This is a genomic window from Caballeronia sp. LjRoot31 (assembly GCF_964253885.1).
Classification (GTDB): domain Bacteria; phylum Pseudomonadota; class Gammaproteobacteria; order Burkholderiales; family Burkholderiaceae; genus Caballeronia.
The window spans coordinates 830,234-843,101 of sequence record NZ_CAXURX020000002.1; the positions used below are offsets into that span (position 1 = coordinate 830,234).

The 12,868-nt window shown below is 59.2% G+C and carries 10 protein-coding genes; 8 read left to right on the forward strand and 2 right to left on the reverse strand.

Annotated features, from left to right (window positions below; translation table 11 throughout):
• Positions 1-119 precede the first annotated feature (119 nt).
• Positions 120-1,187, forward strand: a complete 1,068-nt coding sequence (locus tag ACSQ8V_RS22095; protein ID WP_436207163.1) for a hypothetical protein — start codon at positions 120-122, stop codon at positions 1,185-1,187.
• Positions 1,188-1,253: 66 nt separating this feature from the next.
• On the opposite strand, the gene ACSQ8V_RS22100 is transcribed toward ACSQ8V_RS22095, so the two are convergent.
• Both ACSQ8V_RS22100 and ACSQ8V_RS22105 read right to left on the reverse strand, forming a co-directional pair.
• Positions 1,254-3,050 carry a hypothetical protein gene (locus tag ACSQ8V_RS22100; RefSeq protein WP_436207164.1) on the reverse strand — a complete coding sequence of 599 codons (1,797 nt, stop codon included), beginning with the start codon at positions 3,048-3,050 and terminating at the stop codon, positions 1,254-1,256.
• Positions 3,051-3,269: 219 nt separating this feature from the next.
• Entirely contained in the window at positions 3,270-3,515 is a 246-nt protein-coding gene (locus ACSQ8V_RS22105; RefSeq protein ID WP_436207165.1) for a hypothetical protein, read from the reverse strand.
• A 1,370-nt stretch (positions 3,516-4,885) separates the two neighbouring features.
• On the opposite strand from ACSQ8V_RS22105, the gene ACSQ8V_RS22110 reads away from it, so the two are divergent.
• The 7 genes from ACSQ8V_RS22110 to ACSQ8V_RS22140 all read left to right on the forward strand — a co-directional run bounded on the left by ACSQ8V_RS22110 (position 4,886) and on the right by ACSQ8V_RS22140 (position 12,735).
• A complete protein-coding gene (locus tag ACSQ8V_RS22110; protein WP_436183711.1) occupies positions 4,886-5,596 on the forward strand; it encodes an energy transducer TonB in 711 nt (236 codons plus the stop codon).
• Between the two features lie 77 nt (positions 5,597-5,673).
• The gene (locus ACSQ8V_RS22115) at positions 5,674-6,579 is read left to right on the forward strand and encodes a MotA/TolQ/ExbB proton channel family protein (RefSeq protein WP_213762075.1); all 906 of its coding nucleotides are present in this window, start codon (positions 5,674-5,676) and stop codon (positions 6,577-6,579) included.
• A 12-nt stretch (positions 6,580-6,591) separates the two neighbouring features.
• Entirely contained in the window at positions 6,592-7,014 is a 423-nt protein-coding gene (locus tag ACSQ8V_RS22120; protein WP_213762076.1) for an ExbD/TolR family protein, read from the forward strand.
• Positions 7,015-7,085: 71 nt separating this feature from the next.
• The gene (locus ACSQ8V_RS22125; protein ID WP_213762077.1) at positions 7,086-7,517 is read left to right on the forward strand and encodes an ExbD/TolR family protein; all 432 of its coding nucleotides are present in this window, start codon (positions 7,086-7,088) and stop codon (positions 7,515-7,517) included.
• Positions 7,518-7,526: 9 nt separating this feature from the next.
• On the forward strand, positions 7,527-8,732 hold the full coding sequence (locus ACSQ8V_RS22130) for a tetratricopeptide repeat protein (RefSeq protein WP_213762078.1): 1,206 nt from the start codon (positions 7,527-7,529) through the stop codon (positions 8,730-8,732).
• 306 nt (positions 8,733-9,038) lie between these two features.
• Positions 9,039-9,614 carry a helix-turn-helix domain-containing protein gene (locus ACSQ8V_RS22135; protein WP_213762079.1) on the forward strand — a complete coding sequence of 192 codons (576 nt, stop codon included), beginning with the start codon at positions 9,039-9,041 and terminating at the stop codon, positions 9,612-9,614.
• Positions 9,615-9,990: 376 nt separating this feature from the next.
• On the forward strand, positions 9,991-12,735 hold the full coding sequence (locus ACSQ8V_RS22140) for a TonB-dependent receptor (RefSeq protein WP_436207166.1): 2,745 nt from the start codon (positions 9,991-9,993) through the stop codon (positions 12,733-12,735).
• The last annotated feature ends 133 nt before the right edge of the window (positions 12,736-12,868 follow it).

Here is a 12,868-nt window from a genome sequence, read left to right on the forward strand (position 1 = left end):
TTTCTCCGCTCAGAATTGCCCGCCCAGAAAGCGGATCGGAAGGGAACGGAAGTTGCGAGCGCCGCCGTTGGCTAGGCAGCAGCCTGCTGCCCGCACTACCTAACCAATGGTCATCGTGAATGAGACGAAAAGCCCTGCTGTCCGCTGTATTGTGTGTTTGCGTTGCCGCGAGTGGCTGCACCACTATCGGTGCAAACCGTCTCAAGGCCGATCAGGTTGATTACGCGAGAGCGCTGGGTGAAGCCAAGAAGCGCGAAATACTCGCAGCTATAGTAGGCATCCGGTTTGCCGATTCGCCTGCGTTCCTGAGCGTCAGCCAGATCATTGCCGCTTATACCTTCGATGCCACCGCCGGTTCCACCCTCAGCGCCGGCGACACCACGCAGAATTTCGCCGCCGCCAACGGCAGCGTTTCATACTCCAACCATCCCACGTTCACATTCACGCCGACCACGGGGCAGGCGTTCGCGACAGCTTATATTCGCCCGCTTGCGCCCGCGCTGGTGTTGCCGCTCGCCGAGAGCGCGATCCCCATCGACTTGCTGTTGCGCATCACCGCGCAGTCGATAGGAGGCATGCAGAACGCGAACGCGCTGGGCGGCCCGAATGGGAACGGCAGCGTCGAATTCTTCGAACTGATCCAGGCGTTGCGACGCCTTCAACTAGCGGGGCAACTCAACGTGGAGTCGCGCGACGAGGATCATGGCGGGCGCGTCTACTTCACGCTTGGCGCGACCACGAGCGGTGAGACCGGACAGACGACAGCCGATCTTGCGCTGGTCCGCAGGCTGCTCAAGCTTTCGCCGAAGACCAAGACCTATGAGGTCGTCTATGGGCAATCGGCCGAGCGTGGCGAGCGGATTCCCATGGTCACGCGTTCCGTGCTCGGGATTCTGACGGACCTGGGCGCGCAGGTCAGGGTGCCCGAGGAGCTGGTGAATCGCGGGTCGACCAAGCCGACTATCGGATTGATCGGCGTGGAGACGCGGCCTACGATCATTGTCAATGTGGGCAAGAAGGCGCCGGAAGATGCCTATATCGACATTCAGTATGGGCCGTCGCAATACTGGATCGACCGACATGACTTCGACTCGAAGTACGCATTCACGGTCGTGCAGATGTTGATGGCTCTGGCGGAAACCAATCAGGACGCGAAGACGCCGATCGTGACCATTCCAGCGGGATAGGCGGGCGTGATGTGCAGCGAGGCGTCGACGCGGAGTGGCCTCCGGTCGAACGAACCTCGATGCGCTTCAATGCGCTTCGCCGCGACCGGGCGGGCGAATGGGTGCGCCGTTGTCTGGAGGCTTTGACTCTGACGGTTCCGTGTCCGCATTCCGAACCGGCTGGAATGCCACGACAGGTTCACGTACTTCCTGCTGTACATGCGTCTCGCGCGCCTCATGCGTTATGTGAGTTTCGCGCGGCGCACGCGTGGTGGCCGGGTTCGCGAACAGGTGCGGCGCGCCGGTAGTGGTCGGAGCGCTGCTCGTGCTCGCAATCGCAGCCGTGCGCGGGATGGCGACGGCCTCGCGGATCGGTGCCGGATGCATCGGGCCGCGTTGCGCGATGGCGGCTGTCTGAACCGCCGCGTCTTCGGCAGCTTTCTTCGCTTCGGCAATCTTGATGGCCACATGCCTGAGGAAGACGCGCGAGCCGGTGTAGCTCGAGTCGATAGCAAGCGCGTCCTTTGCATAACGCCGTGCGCATCGCCATGAAGCCGATTGGTCGCATGCGCGGGCGTGCCGCATGGCGGTGTCGCGGGCCGCTTCACGTTGGGCGAGGTCGTCGCGGACCCGCTGGACGTCGGGGCTGGCGAGCTGGTTCTCGGGCACGTTGCCGAGGTTCTTTCGCGCCGCGCTCAGGTCGTTGGTGACTAGTGCGAGGCGGGCGAAGTAGAGGCTTTCGCCGGGGCTGCCCAACGGCGGACGCTCAGTGGCGATGACCGGCGAGACGGGGGGCAACGACAGCTTCGGCAGTTCCTGTTCCTTTGGCGTGGACGGCTGAGGCGCATGGCTGGCGATGGGGACATCGGCGACGGCGCCAGGGCTAGGCACGGGCGGTAAGGCGGCAAGCGGCGCCGCAGCGGTGATGACAGGCGCTGGGTTCGATGTGTTCGTCGAGCTCGTCAATGGCGGTGTAGCCGTGTTTTGCGCGAGTGCGACGGGCGCTGGAGGGGCTGCTGGAGGCGGTGAGTCATCCGGCGTGAGCGTGGCCACTGCCGCGTTGGTCGGACTCTTTGATGCGGGTACCGCCACCGGGACTGGCGCGTGCGTCTCGTTCGCCGTTGTGGTTGTCGTGGCCGGTGCGCTCGGTGTCGCTCTTGTAGCGGGTCCCGTCGCCGGGCTCATCGCGAGCGTTGAAATCTTCGCCCGCAAGGCCGCAACGGCAGTTGTCACCTTGTTCCTGATCGACGCGATCATCTCGGTCGCTGGATTCGGTGCCGGTGCGAGCGTCGGGGTGGGTGCTGGAGTTTGCGTCGGGGTTCGCGTCGGTGCGGGGGCCGCCGCATAGGTCGCTACAGGTAGCGTAGCCGGGTTCACCGCTGGGGTCCTGGCTACGCTCACCGAGACCGGGTTCGCCGGCTTCGCCACTGCAACGACCGTCGTTGTGCTTGCCGGTGCGGCGGCTTTCGCTACATTGTCAGTTGCTATTGGAACGAACGCGGGTGTCCTCGCCGGTTCCGGCAGTGCAGCAAGCCGTTGAACCACAGGCGATCTCAGGCCGGGCGCGTAAGTCAGCGCCAGCGCGACGGCGAGCAGTCCGCCGCTCGCCACACCGAACGCCACGCGGCGGACGACGCGGGCGCGTTGCCGCGCGATATTCATTGCCGCGTCGACTTCCTCGGGCACGCTCGGATACGGCACGAGCATGCGGCCGGGCATCATCATGACGTTGCTGTTGTTGAAGTCGACGGAGTTCGGTGCACGCAAGGCCCGGGACTGATTCGTGCCGCAATGCGGGCATTCATCTTCTCCGTGCGTCAGCGCGTTGCCGCAGCGATGACAAGCCGCGTAAAGGACAGGCGTGCGAAAAGATAACAGGTTCATGCCGAACCCCTCGGGCAGGTGTCGACGCCGGCTCGTGATGCGGCCGGATCGTTCGTATAAGAATAGTGCAATTAATTCATAAGTTAGTACCCCGGTATGTTTTGTAGGCCGCATTGATGCATATCGGCGACACTTCTCCGCGCCCGCATCACGCTACATGGGGCTTTGTTCGTGGTACTTGTCCGAATCTGACTTGGATGTGGCGGATAACAGCGGAGATCAAGATCGCACGCCGGAATGGCATGTATAAGCCACGGGCAGGTTGAGCTGGCAATACGACGCCGCGCCCGGACGGTAACCAGTCACGCCAATAGCGCCTGCTGCAAAGTTCGAATCTGGGCCCGTGTGTTGGGAGTAGAGGTCCGTCGCGAGCTTCCGATAATTCCAGGCCACGTCCGTGTTGGCCTTCCAGGGCGAGAAGCTTGCGCCGAAGGCGCTGGAATACAGTGCCATTGTCGCCGGCATGATCCCGCTTGGTCGAGCGGATCGGATGTGCATCCTCAACATCGAGATAGGCGGGTAACGGAAGTGCGAAGCACCGCTTAAATAAATTAGTAATCTTAACGAATGTCTGGCCGATCATCTGGTCGCGGATGATAGGTATGTTGACCTGTCGGTAGGTCGCCGCGATATTGCGTTCACCGGCCACCTGTTACAACGCAGCCGGTCAAATGAGCCCATCAGGTTCCCGGTCCCCGCGTCCGCAAGCTGATGGCCGTAGCAGGTGACATGCAGACTGGCCAGTAGACAACCGGAAGTCTCAAGCGGTTTCATTCAGATAACAGAAGTTTCCCATTCAACATGGCTTAACTTCCAATACCCAGAAAGTGCGGATTTATTATGCTATATAACAGGATGTTATGAGACACAAAATATAAACTCCAGAAGAGTGCGGATTTATTATGCGCTATAACAAGATGTTATGTATTAGCTCACGTTAGTTCCATGAGAACTAATTACCGAGCGTCCTGCAAACTAAAGCAGACTATTATCAACGCCGTTGGCTATATGTAATAATTTAGAATGTTTTTGTAATTTAATAAATGACGTAATTCAAATGCGCATTTAGAGTGTCGTAAATACCGCTAAATATTGTCAAAAATTGTCTCTCTTCATTTTTATTTTCTCGCTTTGACCGTTAGCCTCTAGTCAGCGCTCGATCATCACGTTAGACGTACCGTTCGCGATTCGTCCCCCGGGTGCCGCGAAATGGTCGCGAAGGCCCGCCCAGCGGGCTTTTGAGCCATGCGCTATTCACTATCCGTCGACAGTTCATGGCGTGTTATGGAAAGCCGCAATGGCGGCTGCATCCCAATTAGCGAGCTGCCAAACGCGCGCGTGTATCCGTTCAAACATTCGCTTCTTCTTTTAAAGCGGCGCAAGTGCAGCGCGAGGCCAGCATTAGTTAGAGTGTTTTCTCTAAACTTGGTCTGCTGTCATCAAATAAAGTTTGACCGTGCATTTTTTGTCCTGTTATCTTCGCATCCCATGAAACGCCGGTGACAATCAACGCGCGGTGACAATCGCGCAAAAAGTTCAGAAGCCGTAGCGCGCTTCGTTCAAGTTCTCTCCAGGTGTTAATGCCAGACCGAAAAGAGCGAGTCGAATTTTATTTGTCGTAGTTCCAGTTTGATGATCGCCCAGCGGGAATGAAATTCCGGGGCATCTCACAGCCGTATCCGTGTCAACGCATCAGATTTGACCGCTGTAGCATAAATTCGGACTGCAAATCAAGGGTCGGAGCGAAGGAAGCGGTTGTCCGAGGTGGACGTTGGTTGTCGTATGTAAGCGCACTGCAGTTACAGAAATGGACGGTTCACGCCGGAGGAGTAAAGGTGGGTACGAAAGTCGAAGGGCAATTTCCGGCAGCAGCGGCCCGTATGGAGAGGCCAGGACGCCCACGTGAGTTTGGGCGCAAGCAGCAAAACCCAGTACGCCGCTTCGGCGGAATCGCAGTTGTTCTGCTCCTGCACGTCGTGTTGATCTATGCACTCATCAACGGCCTTGCCACCAAGGTCGTACAGGTCATCCAGCATCCTATCGAGACGAAAATCATCGAGCCGGTGAAGCCACCGCCTCCGCCGCCGTTGCCTACCGTGCAATTGCCGCCGCCGAAGTTCGCACCGCCGCCGCCGCCGTTCGTGCCGCCGCCGGAAGTGCAAGTGCAAACGCCGCCCCAGCCGACCATCACGCACCAGGCCGCGCCGGTCGTGTCGGCACCCGCCGTGGCGCCGCCCGCACCGCCGGCGCCGCCCGCGCCGAGCAAGCCCGTGAGCGTTGAAGTCGGGGTCGTCTGCCCGAATTCGGATCAGATTCGTTCGTCGATTCGTTACCCCAAGGAAGCGCAGGAGAACAACGTGACGGGTGATGTGCTGATTGAATTCGTAGTCGACGCGCAGGGCCATATTACGAATGAACGTGTTGCCAAGTCTGCGGAAGATTCCTCACTCGATCGCGCAGCCTTCAACGCAGTCAAGCAGTTTACGTGCGTTTCCCAAGGCCAACCTGTCCGTGTGCAAGTTCCGTTCTCGTTTAACCTGAACTGAAACCCACAGACTGTTCGGTACCGGCAGCGATTTATCAGTCTTGGTTTAGAAGTTGTACTAATGAACTTGGAGCAGGCATGAAAAAGCGTACTCTCGCCGCATTGGCGGCAACCCTGTTGTTCGCCGTAACCACGGTGGATACCTTTGTGGCACCGCATATGGCACACGCGCAGGCTAGCGACGCGACCGCGTCGGCTACCGCCGCTGCCACCGCAGCACCGCAAACGGCCGGCTCGGCCACGGACGACGCCGTGCCGCCGCCCCAGCCGGCTACGTCTGAAACAGTCAACAACCCATACGGTCTCGGCGCGCTCTGGAAGAACGGTGACTTCGTTGCACGCTTCGTGCTGATTCTGCTGGTGCTCATGTCAATGGGCAGCTGGTACATCATGGTCACCAAGTTCGTCGAACAGTTCCGTGCAAACCGTCGTGCGAAGAGCGCCGACGAACAGCTGTGGACCGCGCCGTCGCTAGCCGAAGGCGCGAAGCTGCTCGACGAAGCTTCGCCTTTCCGCTTCATCGCGGAAACAGCCATCGAGGCGGGTGAACACCATAACGAAGCGCTGCTTGAAGCCGTCGACCGCAATACGTGGATCGACGCCTCGGTTGACCGTGCCATCACCAACGTATCGAATCGTCTGCAAGACGGTCTGGCTTTCCTCGGCACAGTCGGCTCGACAGCGCCGTTCGTCGGTCTGTTCGGAACGGTGTGGGGGATTTATCACGCGCTGACGGCAATCGGTATCGCCGGCCAGGCTTCGATCGACAAGGTCGCGGGCCCGGTGGGTGAAGCGCTGATCATGACTGCGATCGGTCTCGCCGTGGCCGTGCCGGCCGTGCTCGGCTACAACTTCCTGGTTCGCCGCAACAAGTCGGTGATGGAGCGGGTTCGTGCGTTCGGCGTACAACTGCACACCGTCCTGCTCGCTGGCAGCCGCCGCTCGGCGCGTGCTACGGCTCGCGAAGCAGCGCTGGCCCAATAAGCGGAGTTCGTCATGGCTATGAGCGTTGGGCAAGATGATGACGACGAGGTCATCTCAAGTATCAACACCACACCGCTCGTCGATGTGATGCTGGTCCTGCTGATCATCTTTCTGATCACGATTCCGGTGGTGACGCATACGATACCTTTGCAACTGCCGAAGGAGACGATCCAGCCGCTGCAGACCACGCCTAAAAGTATCGTCATTGCAGTCAACCGCGACGGCGATTTCTTCTGGAACGAGAAGCAGGTGGATGGGCCGACGCTGCTGGCACGTCTGAAGACCGTGTCGGTCATGACGCCGCAACCGGAAGTGCACGTTCGTGGTGACCAGAGCGCGCGTTATGAATTCATCGGCCGGGTCATTACCGAGTGCGAACGCGCCGGTATCGCCAAGGTGTCGTTTATTACTGAGCCGCCTGCGCGCGGCGGCTAGCTTTGCATGGGACCGGACTAAGCGCTAAAGCGCCAAGTCCGGTCGAGCCTTGCATGGGACCGGAGAAGACCATGGGAATGAACGTATCGTCGGGCGGTGGCAACGCTGAGCCGGAAGTGATGGTCGATATCAACACCACGCCACTGATCGACGTGATGCTGGTGTTGCTGATCATGCTGATCATCACGATCCCGATCCAGACGCACGCCATCAAGATGAACTTGCCGATCGGCAATCCGCCGCCGCCAATCACGCAGCCGGAAGTGGTGCAGATCGATATCGACTTCGACGGCACCACGACCTGGAACGGCCAGCCGGTGCCGGATCGTGCTGCACTCGAATCCAGGCTCGCACAGGTGGCCGCTGAACCGGTGCAGGCGGAAATCCATCTGCGGCCTAACAAGCTGGTGCCGTATAAGGACGTCGCGGCGGTGATGGCGTCCGCTCAACGACTGGGCGCGACGAAGATCGGCCTCATCGGCAATGAGCAGTACATGCAATAGGGAAGTGGAATGCTAACGATCCATCAACGCTTCAAACGCGCCGTCATGGCGGCCGCTATTGGAGGACTGTCCGCGCTTGTCGTGCTGCCGGTCACGTCTCATGCCGCGGACACCTTGCGCCCGGATGTGTCGAAGCCGCTGAATGCCGCACAAGACCTGTATCGCGCGCACAAGTACAAGGACGCATTGACGAAGATCGATCAGGCGGCTGCCGTGCCGGGCAAGACGCCGTACGAAAGCTATATGGTCGAAGAGATGCGCGGCGCGGCTGCTGCGGCGGCAGGCGACAATGGTGTAGCGGCTCAAGCCTACGAAACGTTGCTGAGTTCAGGGCGCCTCACCGGTGCCGACGAACAACGCACCACGGCGGCGCTTGCAGGCATCTACTTCGAGCAAAAGAACTACGCACAGGCTATCAAGGTCGCGCAGCGCTATCAGAAGTCGGGCGGCAACGATCCCGATATGCGCACTCTGCTCGTCCAGTCCTACTACCTGTCGAACGATTGCGGCAATGTGGTGAGCCTGCTCAAACCTGGGGTCGATGCACAAGTGCGTGCCGGCCATGCGCCCGACGAGTCGCAACTGCAACTGCTCGGCACGTGCGCGCAGCGTGTAAAAGATGACACCACATATCGCAGCACGCTCGAAAAACTGGTCGCCTATCACCCGAAGCAGTCTTACTGGGATGACCTGTTTCAATCGATCCGCGCGAAGCCGGGCTATTCGTCGTCGCTCGATGTCGACACGTATCGGCTGCGTCGCGCGACCGGATCACTCACTACCGCCGACGATTACATGGAGATGACCCAGCTCGCGATCGTGGCGGGTACCACGGCCGAGGGCAAGCAGGTGATCGATCAGGGCTTCGCCTCGGGCGTTCTGGGCCACGATGCACAAGCGGATCGCGAAAAGCGCTTGCAGGCACTCGCCGCGAAGCGGGCACAAGCGCCGGCTGATGCGGCGAACCCTGTAGCGCCGGTCGACGTCGGCTTCAACCAGGTCTTCGCGGGGCAAACCAAGCAGGGTCTTGCAGCAATGGAGGCGGCGATCGCGAAGGGTGGGATCGATCACCCTGACCAGGCGCAACTGCATCTCGGCGTGGCCTACTACGTCGCAGGCGACAAAGCCCGGGCAGTGCAAACCTTCCGTGCGGTGAAAGGCTCCGACGGTTCGGCCGACCTCGCCCGATTGTGGGTGCTGGTGGCGTCGAAGTAACGGCATCCCGGTTCCAACATGTCCCATCGCGTGAGGTGTCGCCGGGCTATCCGTGCGCTGACCCGCGCGGGACATGCTCGCCGTATGGAACGCAGGTCCTTGACAGGAGAAGTAGAGGAAGTTGGTTGCGTATGCAACCAACTTCCGGTTTTAGGCAAGTGCGAAGTGTCCCGATGATCGCATTGATTGCACCACGCATCGCGGCAGCTAACCGGGCATATGGCGCATGTCTTAGGGAGGATGTTGCGTCCAATAAAACATAGTTTGGTATACAAACTAATTTTGACCACGGGATTCTGTCTTGCTATGGTTTTGCCACTCGATAACAAGGCACAGATCGCAGTTTCCATAGGTAGCAAAATTCGCGCGCTTCGCCAACGGTTCAAGCGCACGCTGGATGAAGTGGCGACGAGTGCGGGGATTTCCAAGCCCTTTTTATCGCAGGTGGAACGAGGTCATGCAACGCCTTCCATTACATCGCTGGTTGGCATTGCGCGAGCGCTAGGCGTCACAGTGCAGTACTTCGTTGACACGCCAACCGAAGACAAGTCGGTGCGTAGAGGGAGTGAGCTGGAATACTTCGGGTTCGACGGAACTGCGAATCTTTTTGGACGGCTGACCAACTTGTCGGTCGGCGGCATGCTGGAAGCGATTCTCGTCAGGATGCCGGTGGGACAGAACCCATCGGAAGTCACGACACATGCAGGGGAAGAGTTCTTGTACGTGATGAGCGGCCAGATATCGCTCACGTTAGAAGGTACAACGTTCGTATTGCAGGCAGGTGACACCGCGCATTACGAGTCTACCGTGCCTCACGCCTGGTGCAATACGGCTCGCGAAGAAGCGGTGATTGTATGGGTGGGAACGCCAAGATTGTTCTAGGTGATCCTGTTCCGTGCTTTCGTTAAAAGCACTCGCGAATGTGTTAGTAAGGATTGCGAATGGTTTTATGTAAGCTTGATCTGATGAAAGGGCGTTGCCCGGTCCATCACGCAAAGTAGTCGAAGTTAAAACAATTAGAAAGCGCTGCGCATGTCGTTTTGCAGTAGATAAGTAGTCCGATATTGAAGCATTTGAAGTGTCCCGTCTTTCTGTCTGTATTTGCAATTTGGTGCGTTTTTGGCCGTTTGCCTGGCAGTGGAAGCGCGGGTCAGCTTTAACGGAGCGCGGCGCAAGAACGCCGTATATCGAGTGGAGAGGTCCACAAGACCTCTCTTCACACACAGCTGTGCCTTACTGACGAGCGAGAAGGGGAAAAATGAAACAACGGGCATTGGCGCTGGCCATCAAAAGAATAGTCTGGGCTGAGCTAGCATTGTCAGCCGCAATCGCCGTACCTGCGTTTGCGCAAAGCCAGCCGGCCACCGCGGGTACGGCTGCGGGCGCAACGACAACGGAAAGCACGCCGGCGGTAGCGGCGGCGCCCGCATCGGGCACCGCTGCAACACCGTCCGCGGACAACAACACCGCGACACCGACTGCTGACAAGGGTGTCCAGCAAATCAAGAAATTCGAAGTGACCGGGTCGCTGATCCGCAGCGCCGACAAGGTCGGCTTCAATGCGGTTCAGACGGTAACGCAGAAAGACATCCAGAACAGCGGCGCCACGACCGTCGCCGATTATCTGCGCACGACTTCAGCTAACTCGGCTAATAGCTGGGGCGAAGGCCAGTCCGGCAACTTTGCCGCAGGCGCTGCGGGTATTGCTCTGCGCGGTCTCAGTGAAAAGTACACGCTCGTGTTGGTGGATGGACAGCGTGTTGCGCCTTTCGCGTTCTTCTCGAACAGCGTCGACTCGTTCTTCGACTTGAATACGCTGCCGTTGAACTCCATTGACCGCATCGAAATCGTGAAGACAGGTGCCGTGTCGCAATACGGTTCAGACGCCATCGCGGGCGTGGTCAACATCATCACGAAGCATGACTTCCAGGGCCTGCAACTCGACGGCAGCTACGGCAGCGCCATCAGCCAGGGCGGCGGCGCGGGCACGACCAAATTCGGCGTGCTCGCCGGCTTTGGCGATCTCAACGCCGATCGCTTCAACGTGACGGCCGCGGCAAGTTACTACAAGTCGAACGGCTTCACGCTGGCCGACCGCGATGCGACAAGCGGTCAGGATTTCACCAATAATCCGGGCGGCCATTCGTTGCTCGCGCCGTCATACTGGAATATGCCCGACGGCAGCGCGCAGGCATTGAGCGGCTGTGCGAACGGCGGTGCGGTGCATCCCGCAGGCACGAACTCGCTGACGGCAGGTTTGCCGGGCACGATCTGCGGCTACAACTCCGCAGAAAGCACGTCTATCGCGCCGATGACCGAGCGTTTGAACGCGAAGCTTCACGCTGATTTCAAGATCAACGATGAGACGACGGCGTTTGGCGACTTCCTGATCAGCAGCAACAAGACCACGACGAACGACGGTCTGTGGAACAACGTTATCGGCAATCCGCAGGTCCCCGCGCTCGTGTGGAATCCGCAGACCAAGCTGCTTTCGCCGTTCAACTTCACTGTGCCGGCGAGTAATCCGTACAACCCGTTCGGGGCAGCCACGCCGCTCACGTATGCGTTCCCGGGCGCAGTAGCGGAAGACACGTATTCGACCTACTGGCGCGCCTCCACGGGCATCAAGGGCTCGTTCAACCTGCCGAACGGCGAGTGGGATTGGGCGACGTCGGTCAGTCACTCGCAAAGCACGGTTTCGAACACTTATACGAACCAGCTCAACACCGCGGCACTGACCAATATTTACCAGAACGGGACGTTCGATTTCTCGAATCCCGCGGCTACGCCGAACGGCCTCAACGGGTTGTACCAGGATGCGAACAACCTGGCTATCTCCAAGCTCGATACCGTTGACGCGACGCTGTCCACGCCACACCTCTTCAGTCTGCCGGCGGGTGATGTGGGTCTCGGCTTCGGTGCACAGTTCACTCACCAGAGTGAAGTGATGAACCCGGGTGCGGCATTCGAGCAGGGCCAGGTCATCAGCCCGAATCTTCAGACGGTGAACGGCCAGCGCAACGTGGCTGCCGTGTACTACCAGGTGGACATTCCTATTGTCCGCGCGCTGACGTTCAGCCAGTCGGGCCGTTACGACCACTACAGCGATGTCGGTGGTGCGTTCTCGCCGCGTTTCGCGTTGCGCTATCAGCCGGTTCAGGCACTCACGATGTACACCTCGTACAACCGTGGCTTCCGTGCGCCGACGTTCGTTGAGAACAGCAACTCGCAAACGATGGGTATTCAGGTTGACCAGACCACCGGCCAGAACTACACGTCGATCACGGAGGGTAATCCGGACCTGAAGGCGGAGCGTACGAAAAACCTCAGCATCGGCTTCCAGTTGTCGCCTACTCGTACGACCGATATCGGCCTGGACTGGTACAAGATTCGTGTCGATAACGTGATCGGCCAGGGCTCGCCTTCGCAGGTTGTCACCGACCCGGTCACGGGCGATCTCCTGTACAAGGTCATCCCGTACCAGAACCTCGGCTATCTGGATACGAACGGTTTCGAAGGCACGTTCCGCCAGTCGCTGCCGACGAAGACCGGAACGTTCACCCTGTCTGCTGACTGGGCATACGTGAACAGCTTCAAGCTCGGCTCGCCGGGTCAGGCGCCGGTGAATGGTGCGGGTAACGACTACACCCTCACACAGCCGTTCGGCGGCAGCTTCCCGCGCTGGAAAGGCAACACCACCCTGGACTGGGCGTACAACAAGTTTGACGCAGCGTTGACGTGGCAGTTCACGGGCCCGTATGCGCAGAATCTGGTCGCCGCCGGGCCATCCCACGTGGGATCGTACAGCCAGTTCAACCTGATGATGACGTACACGGGCTTCAAGCACTGGACGGTCTTCGGCGGCATCGACAACATCTTCAACCGTGCGCCGCCGTACGATCCGATCTTTGCAAATGGCACGCTGGATCAGAATGGCTATGACCAGTCGATATACACGAACATTGGCCGCTTCGCGCAGATTGGCGCAACGTACAAGTTCTGATGTCGCTGTAGTTTGTTTGACTGATGGAATGGTTGCTCCGGCGCGTGTCATGCGGCGCTGGAGCAACCTCGTTTTCGGAATCCCGGACCATTCGATTAAACCATCGATCGTTCGACGCCTCATCGCACGACGT